A 15,901-nucleotide genomic window follows, 5' to 3' on the forward strand; every position below is an offset into this window, starting at 1 on the left:
GTTACTCCATCATTTTCTCAATAGGCAGCACCAGAATCGAACTGGCACCCAGCGCTTTCAGTTTTTCCATGGTTTCCCAGAACAGGGTTTCGCTGCTGACCATGTGCATCGCCACGCGGCTGACATCGCCCGCCAGCGGCAGCACGGTCGGGCGCTCAGCGCCTGGCAGCAGGCTGATCACCTCTTCCAGCCGCTCACTCGGCGCGTGCAGCATGATGTACTTCGATTCACGCGCTTTGATCACGCCCTGAATGCGCGTCATCATTTTGTCGATCAGCTCCTGCTTGGCGGCAGGCATCTCGCCATCGCGCTGGATCAGCACCGCTTTAGAGCGATAGATCACTTCAACTTCACGCAGGCCGTTGGCTTCCAGCGTCGCACCGGTGGAGACCAGATCGCAGATGGCGTCAGCCAGACCGGCGCGGGTGGCCACTTCCACCGAACCATTCAGCATACAGGTTTTAAAGCTGACCCCTTTTTTATCAAGATACTGCTTTAACAGGTGCGGATAAGAGGTGGCGATGCGGGCGTTGTCGAGGCACTGCGGGCCGGTGTATTCATCATCTACCGCCATCGCCAGTGACAGACGGCAGCCGCCAAAGTCGAGGCGACGCAGCGTGAAGTAGCGCGGGTCTTCGCCCTGGGCGCGGCGGGAGAGCAGCTCCTCTTCCAGTACGTTCTCGCCGATAATGCCTAAATCGACCACGCCATCCATCACCAGACCGGGAATATCGTCATCACGCACCCGCAGGATGTCGATCGGCATGTTCTCCGCAAACGCAATCAGGCGCTGTTGCTGAAGGTTGATTTTAACGCCGCAGCGCGCCAGCAGTTCGCGTGAATCATCACTTAAACGGCCAGATTTCTGCATAGCTATGCGTAAACGGGTGTTGTCTAACATGTTCCTGTCCTCTTAATCCTGTCCTGAATGGTGGGTTACGTCAGCCCATAAAAAAACCCCCGGAAGACGATCTTCCGGGGGTTCTCTTGCGTTCACACCACTGGAAGATCCTGAAAGTCTCCCAGCACACATCGCCTGAAAGACTAGCCAGGGTGATGGTGATGATGATGGTTGAACTGAACGCGCGTCATAATAATTCCGTCGATGAATGAGTATTCATTTGTGTGGGGTTTAACCTAACGAAGATGACAGGCGTTGGCAACACTTTTTTAAACGCACCGTTCAGAAAGCGCTGAAACAGGTTGTTCTGGTTTGCAATCCGGGGGCAAACTACGGTGAAGTCAGGGTTGATGTTTCAGGTCAGGAGTCAAAATGAAAAAGGTCGCGATTGTGGGACTGGGCTGGTTAGGCATGCCACTGGCCACGGCGTTAACCGCGCGGGGCTGGCAGGTTACCGGCAGTAAAACCACGCCGGACGGCGTCGAGGCGGCAAGGCGCTGCGGCATTGAGGCATTTCAGCTGGAACTGACGCCGGAACTGCTGTGTGACGCGGCGGATGTTGAACCGCTGCTGAATGTTGATGCGCTGGTGGTGACGCTGCCCGCCAGCCGCACCGCCGAAGGGGGCGAAGCCTATCTCCAGGCGGTGCAGAATGTGGTCGATACCGCGCTGGTCTACAACGTACCGCGCATCATCTTTACCAGCTCGACCTCCGTCTACGGCAGCGGATCTGGCGTTAAACGCGAAACCAGCCCGCTGACACCGGAGAGCGTCGCCGGCAAGACTCTGGTGAAGCTGGAGAGCTGGCTGCACGATCTGCCGGGCACCAGCGTTGATATTGTGCGGCTGGCGGGTCTGGTCGGGCCGAAGCGCCATCCGGGCCGTTTCCTCGCCGGTAAACAGGATGTGGCCAACGGCTCGCAGGGAGTGAATCTGGTGCATCTCGATGACGTCGTGGAGGCGATTACTCTGCTGCTGCATACCCCGAAAGGAGGCCGGGTTTATAATCTGTGTGCGCCGAAGCATCCGTCGCGCGACACCTTCTACCCGGCGGTATCGCGCCAGCTCGGGCTGCAACCGCCGCAGTTTGCGCCTGAATCAGAGCGAGACAGCGGCAAGCTGATCGATGGCTCGCGCATCTGTAACGAGCTGGGCTTTGAATATCGCTTCGACGACCCGGTGAAAATGCCGCTGGAGTAACCCTTTCAGGGCTAATCAGGGGCCATGCGCCCCTGTTGATTCTGGTTGCGAAATCCACCTCGCCAATAGTTACAACATACTGTAGGGCGCTTAAAATCGCAGGGCAAAGAGTGCCCCGCGGTAAGGCCGGATTTTAGCGCAGCAGGCTCTCCGGCACTACACCCCCAGCCGATCCCTCAGCGCATACCACACCGCACCCATGGCGGTCAGCGGCACTCTGAACCGTCGCCCGCCGGGGAAGGGCAGGTGCGGCAGCCTGGCGAAAGCGTCAAAACGTTCAGCGTCACCGCGTAATACTTCGCTGATCAGCTTGCCGGAGAGATGGGTACTGGTGACACCATGACCGCTGTCACCCTGCATAAAATAGACATTATTCTCCAGCCGGCCAAACTGCGGCATGCGCGACAGCGTCAGCAGGAAATTGCCGCTCCAGCTGAAGTCCAGCTTCACGTTCTGCAACTGCGGGAAGGTACGGCGCAGCTTGGGCCGGATCAGCGCTTCAATATCGGCCGGTTCCCGCGCGCCGTAGACCACACCGCCGCCATAGAGCAGCCGGTTATCGGCGGTCAGCCGGAAGTAATCCAGCAGATAGTTACAATCTTCCACACAGTAGTTATTCGGCAGCAGTGACAGGGCCTGATCGGGCGACAGCGGTTCGGTGGCGACAATCTGCGAACCGCACGGCATGCTTTTGCGGCTCAGCCGCGGCTCCAGCTGCGGGGCCAGATAGGCGTTGCCGGCGAAAATCACAAATTTTGCGCTGACCTCACCCTGGGCGGTTTTCACCCGGTTCGGCGATCCGTACGCCACCTTCAGCGCGGCAGAGTGTTCGTAGATACGTCCGCCATGCCGGCGGATCGCCTCCGCTTCGCCCAGCGCCAGGTTGAGCGGATGCAGATGGCCGCCGCGGCGATCCAGCAGTCCGCCCACATAGCGCTCGGTGCCCACTTCACGCCGGATGCCGCGCTCGTCCAGCAGTTCCAGACTGTGGTTGCCATACTGCTGCCACAGAGTCTGCTGTTTACGCAGATGCGCCATCTGACGCGCATTCAGCGCGGCGAAAATCCCGCCTGGCCGGTAATCACAGGCGATAGCGTAGCGATCGATGCGATCGCGGATGATCTCCGCGCCCTCAAACATCATGCTGCCCAGCATGCGGGCGCTCTCTTTGCCGTAACGCTGTTCAATCACATCCACATCGCGGCTGTAGGAGTTCACCACCTGTCCGCCGTTGCGCCCGCTGGCGCCAAAGCCGACCCGCGACGCTTCCAGCACCACCACCTCATAACCCGCTTCGGTCAGGTGCAGCGCCGCTGACAGGCCGGTAAAGCCGCCACCAATAATGCAGACATCACACTGAATACTCTCCTGTAAGGTCGGCCACGGCGCGTGCGGGTTCGCAGTCGCTGCGTAATAACTCGCCACATGATTCATAACAACCTCCTTAAAGCGCCTAAAAGTTGGCCGGCGTGTGGGCGCTGACAATGCGGCAGGGTGTTTCAGCCAGATTGGTAAAGCTGTGCGGTAAACCGGTATCGATCACGTAGCTTTCACCGGCGCAGAGATGGAAACTCTGGCCATTAATCACCAGGGTAATTTCGCCCTCCAGCAGCGTACCGGTCTCTTCACCGGGATGGCGCAATTTTTCGCCGGTGCTGGCGCCCGGCTGATAAGTCTCCAGCAGCATGCCCAGCGAACGCTCAGCTTTGCCGTTGTCGATCAGCTTCAGCGAGACGCCCTGACTGCCCATCTCCAGCAGATCGCTTTGCCGGACAATCACCTTTGGCGCGGCATCGGCTTTCGGTTCCGAGAAGAACTCCGACAGCGACAGGCCATAGACTTTCAGCAGCTTCTGCAAGGTGCTGACCGCCGGGCTGACCTTGTCCTGCTCAATGGTGCTGATGGCGCTGTGAGTCAGTCCGGCCAGCTCGGCGACGCGGCGCTGTGAAAGTCCCATCGTCTGCCGGATCTGCGCCAGCCGTCGTCCTGGTGCCAGCGTGGCATCACTCATCGGCTTTTTCCTTGTGATAGTGAGTGGCGGCGGCGATAAATCCGCTGAAGAGTGCAGACGATCCCGCCATCTGTTCGGGCTGCCATTCGGGGTGCCACTGCACGGCCAGCGCAAAAGGATGGTGACGCAGGCTCACCGCCTCAATCAGACCATCCGGTGCACGCGCTTCAACGCGCAGCTGCGGTCCCGTTTCGCGTACGCCCTGATGATGCAGGGAATTAACCTGCAACGGCAGCGTGCTGCTGAGCAGCGACGCCAGTATTCCATTAGCCTCCGGTGTGACCGGGTGAACGGGCGCATACTGCTGCTCCAGCGGCAGCGTCTCATCTTCATGATGGCGCTGGAATGCAGGCTGCTGGCTGAGATCGCGCCACAGTGCGCCGCCGTTGGCGACCACCAGCTCCTGCATACCGCGGCAGATACCCAACATCGGCATTTTGTGGCTGGTGGCCCAGGTGATCAGCTGAAAGGCGAGCCGGTCGCGGCTGGGGTCGGCGTGCGGCTCATCGCCCGCCTCGCCATAATGCCAGGGTTCGATATTGCTGGGGCTGCCGGTCAGCAGCAGCCCATCCAGCACGGTCATAGCGTTTTCTGATAGATGAGGGGCGTTGAGCAGGCTGTGGGGCAGGGCCAGCGGCACCCCGCCCGCCAGCACAATCGCGTCGCTGTATTTGTTATGCACGGAGCAGGTCGGATGGCCGCCCTGATTTGTCTGGCACATCACTACGCCAATCAACGGCTTGTCAAAAATAATGCCCATTTCCGCTCCTCGCCTCGCTGTTCAAAATATCTGCCGAAAGGGAACCTGTGGCGCTTAACTGTGCAATATTTTGTCAATCTAGCAATCTGCTGTTTGTTCTTCAAACAGATTTGTTACATTTGCACACTTTTTATGTTGGCGCTATGTTAGTGGTGTGGCCGTTATTTTGAGCATTACGCAAACCGAACAGGGGCGGGTGAGATCATGACTAACCTGGTAGAAGTGGAAGACTTCACGCTGCATTGTGAAGAGAAACGAACCAGCGCGTTCCAGCTTGAGGTGAAAGCCTGGCTGGAGCGCCATCCTGAAACGCAGTATGTCGATATTCTGTTAAATGATTTAAATGGTGTGTTTCGCGGCAAGCGTATTCCGGTCTCCGCGCTGCCTAAGCTGGAAAAAGGGTGTTATTTCCCCGCCTCGGTGTTTGCCATGGATATTCTCGGCAACACGGTGGAAGAGGCGGGACTCGGCCAGTCACTGGGCGAACCCGATAATCTCTGTCTGCCCGTCGCCAATACCTTAGTTCCCTCCGCTTCCGATCCTCAGCACATTGCGCAACTGCTGTTAACCATGTGCAACCAAGATGGCACTCCCTTTGACGTTGAACCCCGAAATGTCCTGAACCGGCTGTGGCAACAGCTGCGTAACCGGGGCCTGTTTCCGGTGGTAGCGGTAGAGCTGGAGTTCTATCTGGTTGATAAAAAGCGCGATGCGGAAGGCTTTATTCAGCCGCCCTGTGCGCCGGGCAGTGATGAACGCAATATGCAGAGCCAGGTCTATTCGGTCGATAACCTCGACCATTTCGCCGATGTGCTGCGCGATATTGACGATCTGGCGCGTCAGCAGGGCATACCCGCGGATGGCGCGCTGGCGGAAGCGTCGCCCGGCCAGTTTGAAATTAACCTGCACCACACCCGTGATTTGCTGCGCGCCTGTGACCATGCGGTGCAGCTGAAGCGCCTGATTCGCCAGGTGGCAGAAAACCACGGTATGACCGCTACCTTTATGGCGAAGCCCTATGAGGAGTACGCAGGCAGCGGCATGCATGTGCATATCAGTATGCTGGATGCCGCCGATCACAACGCCTTTGCCTGCGACGACGGCAGCGATTCACCACTGATGAAGCGTGCGCTGGCCGGGATGATCGATCTGATGCCAGCCTCCATGGCGCTGCTGGCCCCCAATGTCAATGCGTTCCGCCGTTTTGTGCCAGACGCTTACGTGCCGTTGCAGGCCTCCTGGGGTCATAACAACCGCACCGTGGCGCTGCGGGTGCCGTGCGGCGACATTGATAATCATCGCATTGAGTATCGGGTGGCGGGGGCGGACGCCAATCCCTATCTGGTGGTATCGGCTATCCTGGCGGGGATGCTGCACGGGCTTGATACCCAGCTGCCGTTGCCGCAGCCGGTCACCGGCAATGGGCATCATGCCGAGGGGCTGGCGCTGCCGATTCGCCAGAGTGATGCGCTGTATGAGTTTGACAACAGCTACCCGCTGCAAAAGCTGCTCGGCGAACGCTTTGCCCACGTCTGGCATAGCTGCAAAAATTATGAACTGATGCAGTTTGAACGGCTGATCACCGCAACCGAGATCGACTGGATGCTAAAAAATGCCTGATCGGCACCTTTTTTTGGCATCCGGTGCCCCGGTGGCTTGTATTACTGCCACAGGTTAGGGCAGAATACGCGGCCTGCAAAATCAGATGATAACCGACGCTCACCGCGCCGGTTATTTTTTTGCATTCTGTTTTAACATAGCGTTATTGCTGACTTAACCGAGGCCGGGCATGCACCCGGATAGATAAACACTGAAAACACGCATAAGCGTGAGATTGAGGATACAAAGATGGGGATCTTTACCACACTGCCAGCCCACGCTGGTACGCGCTTTCGTGACGACTACGGCGCCGCGCTGACTATTGACCTTACTCCCTGTCGCTTAATGCGCAGTTGCCCTGTGAACCAACCCAGTCAGGTGGTCGCACATGGGGGACTGAAGCATGTCGCTTAATACCTCCGCCGCACCACAGCGTGCGCAACTGAAAAAAACGCTTACGTTACTTCCGGTCGTCATGATGGGCTTAGCCTACATGCAGCCTATGACCCTGTTCGATACCTTTGGCATCGTTTCCGGGCTGACCGATGGTCACGTCGCTACCGCTTATGCTTTCGCGCTGATTGCGATTCTGTTTACCGCCGTGAGTTACGGTAAGCTGGTACGCCGCTTCCCCTCTGCGGGCTCCGCTTATACCTATGCTCAGAAAGCGATCAGTCCGCACGTCGGCTTTATGGTCGGCTGGTCATCCCTGCTGGACTACCTGTTCATGCCGATGATCAACATCCTGCTGGCGAAAAACTATTTTGAATCGCTGGTGCCAGGGATCCCGTCGTGGATTTTCGTGGTGCTGCTGGTCGGCTTTATGACGCTCTCCAACCTCAAGGGCATCAAAACCGTCGCCAACTTTAACAGCGTGATTGTGGTGTTGCAGGTGATTGTCATGGTCGGGATCACGGCGATGGTGATCTACGGTGTGGCAAGCGGCGTTGGTGCCGGCACGCTGGTGAGCAGCAAACCGTTCTGGTCCGAGAATGCGCACGTGGTGCCGATGATCACCGGGGCGACGATACTCTGTTTCTCGTTCCTCGGCTTTGATGGCATCAGTTCACTGTCGGAAGAGACCAAAGATGCAGAACGCACCATCCCGCGCGCGATTTTCCTGACGGCGCTGATCGGCGGTGTAATCTTCATCATTGCCTCCTACTTCCTGCAACTCTATTTCCCGGACATCACGCGCTTCCAGGACCCGGACTCGTCTCAGCCTGAAATCATGCTGTTTGTGGCCGGTAAAGCGTTACAGGTCGGCATTCTGATCTTCTCGGTGGTCACGGTGCTGGCGTCCGGTATGGCGGCTCACGCAGGCGTGTCGCGCCTGATGTATGTAATGGGTCGTGATGGTGTGTTCCCGGAACGTTTTTTCGGTTACGTTCACCCGAAATGGCGTACCCCGTCGCTCAACGTGCTGCTGGTCGGCGCGATTGCGCTGATGGCGATTAACTTCGATCTGGTGACCGCTACCGCGCTGATTAACTTTGGTGCGCTGGTCGCGTTCACCTTTGTGAACCTGTCTGTGATTGCGCAGTTCTGGGTGCGTGAGAAGCGTAACCGTACGCTGAAAGATCACGTTCAGTATCTGCTGCTGCCGCTGATGGGCGCGCTGACGGTCGGTGCGCTGTGGGTGAACCTGGAAGAGAGTTCGATGGTGCTGGGCCTGATCTGGGCGGCCATCGGGATTATCTATCTGGCGTTTGTGACCCGCAGCTTCCGTAATCCGGTGCCGCAGTTCAGCGAAGAAGTTTAATCACCTCACGCTTCACCGCCTTCCCGATGTCGATCGGGGAGGCGGTGATTGTCATCAGCTGGCGAGCACCAGCTCCCAGTGACCGGCGCTGAGCGCCACCCGTCCCGCCTCACTCAACTGACCATCGGTCACCACCAGATCAAACTTCTCCAGCGGCAGGGCAAGAAAGGTCGCAATCTTGTTATATTTCGAGCTGTCGCTCAGCAACACCCGCTTACTGCTGACTTCGCTGACCGTCTGCTTTACCATCACCTTATCTTCATCCGGGGTAAACAGCCCGCGCGGCCCCCAGCAGGAGGCGGAAATAAAGGCAATATCAATCGCCAGATGACGCAGACTGCGCGCGGCGGATTCGCCGACGCAGGAGCGATTCTCGCGACAGACGGTGCCGCCGGTGTGGATCACCCGGCAACGACTGGCCTCCATCAACAGATTAGCCACCATAAAATCATTGGTTACCACCAGCAAATCATCCCGGTCCACCACTTCACGCGCCAGCGCCAGGGTGGTGGTTCCGGCATCCAGATAGATGCAGCTATTGCGCGGGATGTGTCGGGCGGCGTAGCGGCCAATCGCCCGTTTCTCATCGTTATAGAGCGTGCTTTTGGTCAGATGTGAGGGCTCGGCTGCCAGCCGGTCCGCCGACCGCACGCCACCCGATACCGACAACACCGCGCCTTGCTCCTCCAGCTTCTGCACATCGCGCCGGATCGTCATGTGCGACACCCCCAGCCGCTCGGTCAGCTCGGCGATGCTCACCACGCCGCGATCGGCTACCAGCGCCAGAATCTGTTGATGACGTTCAACCGGAATCATATTCACTCCCTGACTATTATCATTTTTTCACATTGTAGAGCATCTCTGCGCCGGGCTGAACCGCTAATCGCAGCGCGCCGGTCAGCCAGCATAGCGTGGCGTCTTGCCTCGTGCGGCCTGAGCGCGTGCCGGGCATGATGTTAAAAATTGTTCTGTATCACATTGCAGATGTTGTTTTGTGAGTTCAGACACGTTTTTACCGGCTTAAAGCTGGCAGAGTTAACAGTAACAAACAAATAATCACTTATTTTAACAATGGAGGCCGCCAGTGCCAGTCGAAAATATCTGTGTTATCGGATTGGGTTCTATGGGGATGGGTGCCGCGCAATCCTGTATCCGCGCCGGTCTTAACACCTGGGGCGTCGATCTCAATCCCGTCGCGCTGGAAACCCTGCGTCAGGCGGGCGCGCGTGACGCCCAATCTTCAGCTGCCAGCTTTGCTGACCAGCTCGACGCGGTGCTGCTGCTGGTGGTCAACGCGCAGCAGGTCAACGCCATTCTGTTCGGCGAAGAGGGCCTGGCGGCGAAGCTGCGTCCCGGTACGGCGGTCATGGTCTCATCCACGCTCTCGGCCCAGGATGCGCAGCAGATTGAGCAGCGTCTGGCTGAGCATCAGCTGCTGATGCTGGATGCGCCGGTGTCCGGTGGGGCCGCCAAAGCCGCCAGCGGAGAGATGACGGTGATGGCCTCCGGCAGCGAAGCGGTCTTTGCCCGGCTGCAACCGGTGCTGGATGCGGTCGCAGCCAGAGTGTATCGGGTGGGCAGTGAGATCGGTCAGGGCTCAACCGTCAAAATTATTCATCAGCTGCTGGCGGGTGTTCATATCGCGGTCGGCGCAGAGGCGATGGCGCTGGCGGCGCGGGCAGGTATCCCGCTGGAAACCCTGTATGAAGTGGTCACCAATGCCGCTGGCAATTCGTGGATGTTCGAAAACCGCATGCGTCATGTGGTGGACGGTGACTACACGCCGAAATCGGCGGTCGATATTTTTGTCAAAGATCTCAATCTGGTGGCCGACACCGCGAAATCGCTGCATTTCCCGCTGCCGCTCGCTTCCACCGCGCTCAATATGTTTACCGAAGCCAGCAACGCCGGCTATGGCCGGGAAGATGACAGCGCGGTGATCAAAATCTTCAGCGGTATTACCCTGCCACAGGGTAAGGAGAAAGCCTGATGCGTCTTGGAGTGATAACCGATGATTTTACCGGCGCCACCGACATCGCCAGTTTTCTGGTGCAGAACGGTCTGACCACCATCCAGTTCAACGGCGTTCCGGCCAGCGATGAGAGGGTGCAGGCCGGGGCGATTGTGGTCAGCCTGAAGAGCCGCTCCTGCCCGGCAGAGGAGGCCGTCTCCCGGTCGCTGGCGGCGCTGCGCTGGTTACAGCAGCAGGGCTGCGAACGCTTCTACTTTAAATACTGCTCCACCTTCGACAGCACCGCGCAGGGCAATATCGGGCCGGTGACGGATGCGCTGCTGGCCGCGCTGGGCGAAACCCATACGGTGATCTGCCCGGCGCTGCCGGTTAATGGCCGCACCGTCTACCAGGGCCATCTGTTTGTTGGCGATCAGCTGCTGTCAGACTCCGGTATGCGCCACCATCCGGTGACGCCGATGCGTGACAGCAATCTGCTGCGTCTGATGACGGCGCAGGCCCGCGGTAAAGCGGGGCTGATCCCCGCCGCCCTGGTGGACCAGGGCGCGGAGGCGGTGCGTCAGGCGCTGCATCAGCTGGCGGAGCAGGGCGTTAACTATGTGGTTATCGACACCCTGCATCATCAGCATCTGCTGACTCAGGGCGAGGCGCTGCGTGATATGCGGCTGGTCACCGGCGGTTCCGGGCTGGCGATCGGCCTGGCACGCCAGTGGGCGACCGCCGGCGCGGATGCTGAAGCCGCAGAGCAGGCGGGACGGCCACAGGGCGAGCGCGCAGTGGTGCTCTCCGGCTCCTGTTCGCAGATGACCAACCAGCAGGTCACGGTTTACCGCCAGCAGGCACCTGCCTGTGAAGTGCAGATCGAAGCGTGCCTGCGGGATGTGGAGGGCTATGCCCGGCAGCTCTGCGACTGGGTAGCGGCCAACAGTGACCAGCCACTGGCTCCGCTGCTGTTTGCTACCGCTGACGCGCAGCAGTTACAGGCGATTCAGCAGCAGTATGGCGCCCGCCAGAGCAGTGAGGCGGTGGAACAGCTGTTCGCCGCCGTCACCCGTGAGCTGAAAGCGCGCGGCTGGCAGCGTTTTATCGTGGCGGGAGGAGAGACCTCCGGCGTGGTGGCCCAGAGCCTGGGCGTCACCGCGTTTCATATCGGTCCGACCATCTCCCCTGGCGTGCCCTGGGTACGCGATATTCACCAGCCGCTGTCGCTGGCGCTGAAGTCCGGCAACTTTGGTGATGAACACTTTTTCCGCCGCGCGCAAACGGAGTTTTCCCATGTCTGAATCTTTCTCTTTAGCCGAACAGCAGGCGCGTGACGAGATGGTCCGGCTCGGCGCGTCCTTCTTTCAGCGCGGCTACGCCACCGGTTCGGCGGGCAACCTCTCAATGCGGCTGGCGGATGGCAATCTGCTGGCGACGCCGACCGGCTCCTGTCTCGGTGAATTACAGGGCGATCGGCTGTCGAAAGTCACCCCGGAGGGCGAGTGGCTCGCGGGGGACAAACCCTCCAAAGAGATCGCGTTTCACCGGGCGCTCTACCTGAACAATCCCGACTGCCAGGCGGTGGTCCATCTGCACAGTCACTACCTGACGGCGCTCTCCTGTTTACAGGGGCTGGACCCGGAAAACTGCATCCGGCCCTTTACGCCTTATGTGGTTATGCGCGTAGGAGATGTTCCAGTGGTGCCCTATTACAAGCCGGGCGATGCGCGGCTGGCTGAGGATCTGGCGCAGCTGGCACCGCGCTACCGCGCCTTTCTGCTGGCCAATCACGGCCCGGTGGTGGTGGGGAAATCATTACGCGAAGCGGCAGATAACACCGAGGAGCTGGAGGAAACCGCCCGGCTGATCTTTACCCTCGGCGATCGCGCCATCCGTTATCTCAATGATGCCGAAGTGGCGGAATTAAGGAGCCGATAATGCCGAAGTTTGCTGCTAACCTCTCGACGCAGTTTACCGAACTGCCGTTTGCTGAGCGCTTCGCCGCCGCTGCCGCGGCCGGTTTTGAGGCGGTAGAGTTTCTCTTTCCCTACAACTATCCCGCTGAACAGATCAGGCAGTGGCTGGAGGAGAATCAGCTGCAACTGGTGCTGTTCAATACCGCACCAGGCAATGTGGCCGCGGGCGAGTGGGGTGTCTCTGCCATTCCAGGCCGTGAAGCGGAAGCGAAGGCGGATATTGACCGCGCGCTGGCCTATGCGCTGGCGCTGAACTGTCCGCAGGTGCATATCATGGCGGCGACGGTGCCGGCGGCGGCGGAGCGTCAGCGCTATGTGGAGACCTTTATCAGCAACATGCGCTACGCCGCTGAACGCTTTGCCCCGCACGACATCACGCTGCTGATTGAGGCCCTGAACCCGACCACCAAACCCGGCTATCTCTATGCCAGCCAGTATCAGACGCTGGAGATGGTGGAGCAGATCGATCGGCCCAATGTCTTTACCCAGCTCGACCTGTTTCACGCCCAGTTAGTGGATGGCAACCTCGCTCATCTGATTCGCCACTACGCCGGGCGCTATCGTCATGTGCAGATCGCCTCCGCGCCGGATCGTCATGAGCCGGACGAGGGTGAGATCAACTATCCGTGGCTGTTTTCGCTGCTGGATGAGGTCGGTTATCACGGCTGGATCGGCTGCGAATATTTCCCGCGCGGCGACACCACCGCCGGTCTCGGCTGGTTTGCGCCCTGGCGTACGCGCCGCTAATCGCCCGTAAATGATGCCCCCGGTTGCCACACCATCGGGGCGTCTCGCCGCGGCTTAATAACACCAGTTGTGAAGTAAAAAAAATAACCTGCTGAAAATTATAATTAATTAGAGGTCTTCCCATGTCCACTACGCTGCTGTTATCGATCGCGCTGGTCAGCGTGATCCTGCTGTTGTTGCTGGTAATCAAAGCGAAGGTTCACCCCTTTATTGCTTTGCTGGTTGCCAGTTTGTTTGTCGCGGTCACCACCGGTATTCCGGCTGAAAACATCATGAAAGTCATTCTCGGTGGGATGGGAAGCCTGCTGGGCAGTATTGCGGTGATTATTGTGCTGGGGGCGATTTTTGGCGCGGTGATCGAATCCTCCGGGGGCGCCGACGCGCTGGCGAATCGTTTTGCTGCGCTCTACGGACCACAGCGCATGGTGGCCGCGTTAACCGTGGTGGCCTTTATCCTGGGATTACCGGTCTTCTTCGACGTGGGCTTTATTATTGTGGTCCCGCTGATCTACGGTTTCACCAAAGTGATGCGGGTGTCGCCGCTGAAGTTTGGCCTGCCGATGGCCGGGATGATGCTGATGGTGCACGTTACGGTGCCTACCCATCCGGGACCAGCGGCGGCGGCGGGTCTGCTTAACGCCGATCTGGGCTGGTTAATGATGACCGGCATCGCGCTCTCGGTGCCGGTGGGTATCGTCGGTTATTTCGTCGCCAAAGCGCTCAACCGTAAAAAATACCACCTCTCGGTGCAGGTTCTGGAGCAGTTGCAGCTGACCGAAACCAGTGATCGCCCGGCCGCGCCACGCGATAAAAACGCACCGGGCGCACTGCTGATTGCGGGCCTGATTGTCCTGCCCATTCTGCTGATTATGCTGGGAACCTTACTGCCGCCGCATCTGACGCCGGGCAGTCTGCCGCTGAAGGTACTGACCCTGGCGGGATCGCCCGCCGTGGCGCTGCTGATTACCCTGGCGCTGGCGGGCTGGCTGCTGGGCCTGCGTCGGGGCTGGCCGAAAGAGAAGCTCGAAGCGCTGTCAAACAGTGCGATTTCCAATGCCGCTGGTGTGATTCTGGTTTCAGGTGCGGGCGGCGCTTTTGGTAAGGTGCTGGTGGAGTCAGGGGTAGGTAAAGCGCTGGCCAGTTCGTTGCAGACCATCCATCTGCCACTGATCCCGGCGGCGTTTATCCTGTCGCTGGCGCTGCGTGCCTCGCAGGGCTCGGCAACGGTGGCGATTGTCACCACCTGTGGCCTGCTGACCACCGCGGTTACCGGTCTGGGTGATATGCAGCTGGTGCTGGTGGCGCTGTCAGCCTGTTTCGGAGCGCTGGGCCTTTCGCACGTCAACGATTCCGGCTTCTGGGTGGTGACCCGTTATCTTGGATTGTCGGTTGCTGATGGTTTACGCAGCTGGACGGTGCTGACCACTCTGATGGGGCTGAGCGGTTTTGCTCTGACCTGGCTGGTGTGGGCGCTGATGTAATCCGCCAGATTTAAGGCCCCGGCCGGTGATGCCGGGGCCATTTGCGGATGGCTCAGGAGACCAGCTGCTGGGCATAGAGATAAAGCGCTTTCAGCTGGGCGATCTTCTCTGCATCGGCTTCATGCAGATTAGCCAGTGACTCCAGCTCCAGCATAAAGGCCTGCACCCGATCGCTGTTCAATACCTCACGACGATGCTGCAACCAGCGCTGCTGCTCAGCATCATCCAGCGTGCCGGGGAAGTTACGCGCCCGATAGCGGAACAGCAGCTTCGCCACCCGCGCACTCTCAAAGGTCAAATCCAGCGCAGGCAGATTAGTGGGGGCGGTCTGACGAATAATGTTCATTCCCGCCCGGTCGGCATCACTGAAGAATCCATCATAGAGCTGGGTATCGACATCATCGGACGGGGTAAACGGCTCCGCTTCGGCAAACAGCGTCACCAGTTTCTCCCGCACCTCCGGCTGCTGACGCAGCAGCGCCAGATTCGCCAGGCAGTGCTGACGATCGATACCCAGCCGCGCCGCGTCTTCCGGGCGCAGGGTGCTGGCCGGAGCCAGTACCGGGCATTTATTAATGTGAACCAGCTTCACCGGCACCGCAGGCAGATCGCCAAGATCGTTTTTCGGGGTGTAGAGCCGCTGACGCAGCGTGTCAGCGTCCAGTTGCAGCAGCGGTGACATGTCGCCCGCCAGATCGACCACAATCAGCGCGTTGCGGTTATCGGGATGCCAGGCCAGCGGTACGATCCAGCTGGTGTTGCCGCGCGCGGCGCCAAACATGCCGGAAACGTGCACCAGCGGCTTCATCTGCGGAATATCGATCAGGGTCATCAGTTTGTTTTTGTTACGGTGGGTATACAAAAACTCAAACAGTTTCGGCTGCTTCTCTTTCACCAGCTTCGCCATCGCCAGCGTGGCGTAGACGTCGGACATCGCATCGTGGGCATTTTCATGCGCCACGCCGTTGGCTTTGGTCAGATGCTCCAGCCGGAAGCTGGGGAATCCCTCTTCATTTTCCGGCCAGTTGATCCCTTCCGGGCGCAGGGCATAGCAGGCGCGCATCACATCGAGCAGATCCCAGCGTGAATTGCCGTTCTGCCAGCTCCAGCCATAGGGATCGAAGAAGTTGCGATAGAAGAGGTTGCGCGTCACTTCATCATCAAAGCGCACGTTGTTATAGCCCACCACGCAGGTTTGTTCGGTGGTAAACAGGGTGTGAATGCGTTCTGCGAACTCCGCTTCGCTGACGCCCCGCGCCATCGCCACCTGCGGCGTAATCCCGGTGATCATGACGGCTTCCGGCTGCGGCAGATAGTCATCGGGCGGACGGCAGTAAAAGACCTGCGGTTCACCGACCGGATTAAACTCGCTGTCGGTACGCAGACCGGCGAACTGCGCCGGCCGATCGCGTGACGGGCTGGTCCCGAAGGTCTCGTAGTCGTGGAAGAGGAAGGTAGGTTGTCCGCTATCGTTTTTCAATGTGCATTACCGTTCATCGTTGTTAATTAA

The 15,901-nt window shown here is 59.1% G+C and carries 15 protein-coding genes and 1 other annotated feature; of the genes, 8 read left to right on the top strand and 7 right to left on the bottom strand.

Features of this window, described 5'->3' with window-relative positions:
* Nucleotide 1: 1 nt before the first annotated feature.
* Both hisG and hisL read right to left on the bottom strand, forming a co-directional pair.
* Nucleotides 2–901, bottom strand: coding sequence for an ATP phosphoribosyltransferase (gene hisG / locus ACCW71_RS04855; RefSeq protein ID WP_031375359.1), 900 nt, complete (start codon nt 899–901; stop codon nt 2–4).
* A gap of 47 nt (nt 902–948) precedes the next feature.
* Nucleotides 949–1,069 (bottom strand) — a sequence feature (His leader region).
* A complete protein-coding gene (gene hisL, locus ACCW71_RS04860; protein WP_157037529.1) occupies nt 1,045–1,092 on the bottom strand; it encodes a his operon leader peptide in 48 nt (15 codons plus the stop codon). It overlaps the preceding feature by 25 nt.
* A 181-nt stretch (nt 1,093–1,273) precedes the next feature.
* On the opposite strand from hisL, the gene ACCW71_RS04865 reads away from it, so the two are divergent.
* Nucleotides 1,274–2,101, top strand: coding sequence for an SDR family oxidoreductase (locus ACCW71_RS04865; RefSeq protein ID WP_436369955.1), 828 nt, complete (start codon nt 1,274–1,276; stop codon nt 2,099–2,101).
* A gap of 156 nt (nt 2,102–2,257) precedes the next feature.
* Here the strand turns inward: ACCW71_RS04865 and ACCW71_RS04870 are convergent, their stop codons facing one another.
* The 3 genes from ACCW71_RS04870 to puuD are packed head-to-tail and all read right to left on the bottom strand — an operon-like array spanning nt 2,258 to nt 4,872.
* Complete coding sequence (locus ACCW71_RS04870; RefSeq protein WP_436369956.1) at nt 2,258–3,535, bottom strand: NAD(P)/FAD-dependent oxidoreductase; 1,278 nt, start codon at nt 3,533–3,535, stop codon at nt 2,258–2,260.
* Between the two features lie 19 nt (nt 3,536–3,554).
* Entirely contained in the window at nt 3,555–4,112 is a 558-nt protein-coding gene (gene puuR / locus ACCW71_RS04875) for an HTH-type transcriptional regulator PuuR (protein ID WP_436369957.1), read from the bottom strand.
* Nucleotides 4,105–4,872 (bottom strand): gamma-glutamyl-gamma-aminobutyrate hydrolase, encoded by a 768-nt coding sequence (puuD, locus tag ACCW71_RS04880; protein WP_436369958.1) that lies wholly within the window; start codon nt 4,870–4,872, stop codon nt 4,105–4,107. The genes puuR and puuD overlap by 8 nt, the downstream gene beginning before the upstream one ends.
* Before the next feature lie 204 nt (nt 4,873–5,076).
* Between puuD and ACCW71_RS04885 the strand changes: the two genes are divergently transcribed.
* Nucleotides 5,077–6,492 (top strand): glutamine synthetase family protein, encoded by a 1,416-nt coding sequence (locus ACCW71_RS04885; RefSeq protein ID WP_436369959.1) that lies wholly within the window; start codon nt 5,077–5,079, stop codon nt 6,490–6,492.
* A gap of 382 nt (nt 6,493–6,874) precedes the next feature.
* Nucleotides 6,875–8,233: an APC family permease gene (locus ACCW71_RS04890; protein WP_436369960.1), complete on the top strand. Its 1,359-nt coding sequence runs from the start codon at nt 6,875–6,877 to the stop codon at nt 8,231–8,233.
* 54 nt (nt 8,234–8,287) lie between these two features.
* Here the strand turns inward: ACCW71_RS04890 and ygbI are convergent, their stop codons facing one another.
* Nucleotides 8,288–9,049, bottom strand: a complete 762-nt coding sequence (ygbI, locus tag ACCW71_RS04895; RefSeq protein WP_436369961.1) for a DNA-binding transcriptional repressor YgbI — start codon at nt 9,047–9,049, stop codon at nt 8,288–8,290.
* Nucleotides 9,050–9,317: 268 nt separating this feature from the next.
* Between ygbI and ltnD the strand changes: the two genes are divergently transcribed.
* From ltnD to ACCW71_RS04920, 5 genes are all read left to right on the top strand, one after another.
* Nucleotides 9,318–10,223 carry an L-threonate dehydrogenase gene (ltnD, locus tag ACCW71_RS04900; RefSeq protein WP_436369962.1) on the top strand — a complete coding sequence of 302 codons (906 nt, stop codon included), beginning with the start codon at nt 9,318–9,320 and terminating at the stop codon, nt 10,221–10,223.
* Nucleotides 10,223–11,488 carry a 3-oxo-tetronate kinase gene (gene otnK, locus ACCW71_RS04905; RefSeq protein WP_436369963.1) on the top strand — a complete coding sequence of 422 codons (1,266 nt, stop codon included), beginning with the start codon at nt 10,223–10,225 and terminating at the stop codon, nt 11,486–11,488. Before ltnD ends, otnK begins: the two co-directional genes overlap by 1 nt.
* The gene (gene otnC / locus ACCW71_RS04910) at nt 11,481–12,125 is read left to right on the top strand and encodes a 3-oxo-tetronate 4-phosphate decarboxylase (protein ID WP_436369964.1); all 645 of its coding nucleotides are present in this window, start codon (nt 11,481–11,483) and stop codon (nt 12,123–12,125) included. The genes otnK and otnC overlap by 8 nt, the downstream gene beginning before the upstream one ends.
* Nucleotides 12,125–12,910: an HPr family phosphocarrier protein gene (locus tag ACCW71_RS04915; protein WP_436369965.1), complete on the top strand. Its 786-nt coding sequence runs from the start codon at nt 12,125–12,127 to the stop codon at nt 12,908–12,910. The genes otnC and ACCW71_RS04915 overlap by 1 nt, the downstream gene beginning before the upstream one ends.
* Before the next feature lie 122 nt (nt 12,911–13,032).
* On the top strand, nt 13,033–14,391 hold the full coding sequence (locus tag ACCW71_RS04920) for a GntP family transporter (protein WP_436369966.1): 1,359 nt from the start codon (nt 13,033–13,035) through the stop codon (nt 14,389–14,391).
* Between the two features lie 52 nt (nt 14,392–14,443).
* Here the strand turns inward: ACCW71_RS04920 and sbcB are convergent, their stop codons facing one another.
* Nucleotides 14,444–15,871 (bottom strand): exodeoxyribonuclease I, encoded by a 1,428-nt coding sequence (gene sbcB, locus ACCW71_RS04925; protein WP_436369967.1) that lies wholly within the window; start codon nt 15,869–15,871, stop codon nt 14,444–14,446.
* Nucleotides 15,872–15,901 lie beyond the last annotated feature (30 nt).

The sequence above is a fragment of the Pantoea sp. C2G6 genome (genome assembly GCF_051336815.1).
GTDB lineage: Bacteria > Pseudomonadota > Gammaproteobacteria > Enterobacterales > Enterobacteriaceae > Pantoea.

What these genes read in the sequence shown, in the direction of transcription:
- hisG (WP_031375359.1), bottom strand. Translation starts at nt 901, where the DNA reads ATGTTAGACAACACCCGTTTACGCATAGCTATGCAGAAATCTGGCCGT.
- ACCW71_RS04865 (WP_436369955.1), top strand. Translation starts at nt 1,274, where the DNA reads ATGAAAAAGGTCGCGATTGTGGGACTGGGCTGGTTAGGCATGCCACTG.
- ACCW71_RS04870 (WP_436369956.1), bottom strand. Translation starts at nt 3,535, where the DNA reads ATGAATCATGTGGCGAGTTATTACGCAGCGACTGCGAACCCGCACGCG.
- puuR (WP_436369957.1), bottom strand. Translation starts at nt 4,112, where the DNA reads ATGAGTGATGCCACGCTGGCACCAGGACGACGGCTGGCGCAGATCCGG.
- puuD (WP_436369958.1), bottom strand. Translation starts at nt 4,872, where the DNA reads ATGGGCATTATTTTTGACAAGCCGTTGATTGGCGTAGTGATGTGCCAG.
- ACCW71_RS04885 (WP_436369959.1), top strand. Translation starts at nt 5,077, where the DNA reads ATGACTAACCTGGTAGAAGTGGAAGACTTCACGCTGCATTGTGAAGAG.
- ACCW71_RS04890 (WP_436369960.1), top strand. Translation starts at nt 6,875, where the DNA reads ATGTCGCTTAATACCTCCGCCGCACCACAGCGTGCGCAACTGAAAAAA.
- ygbI (WP_436369961.1), bottom strand. Translation starts at nt 9,049, where the DNA reads ATGATTCCGGTTGAACGTCATCAACAGATTCTGGCGCTGGTAGCCGAT.
- otnK (WP_436369963.1), top strand. Translation starts at nt 10,223, where the DNA reads ATGCGTCTTGGAGTGATAACCGATGATTTTACCGGCGCCACCGACATC.
- otnC (WP_436369964.1), top strand. Translation starts at nt 11,481, where the DNA reads ATGTCTGAATCTTTCTCTTTAGCCGAACAGCAGGCGCGTGACGAGATG.
- ACCW71_RS04915 (WP_436369965.1), top strand. Translation starts at nt 12,125, where the DNA reads ATGCCGAAGTTTGCTGCTAACCTCTCGACGCAGTTTACCGAACTGCCG.
- ACCW71_RS04920 (WP_436369966.1), top strand. Translation starts at nt 13,033, where the DNA reads ATGTCCACTACGCTGCTGTTATCGATCGCGCTGGTCAGCGTGATCCTG.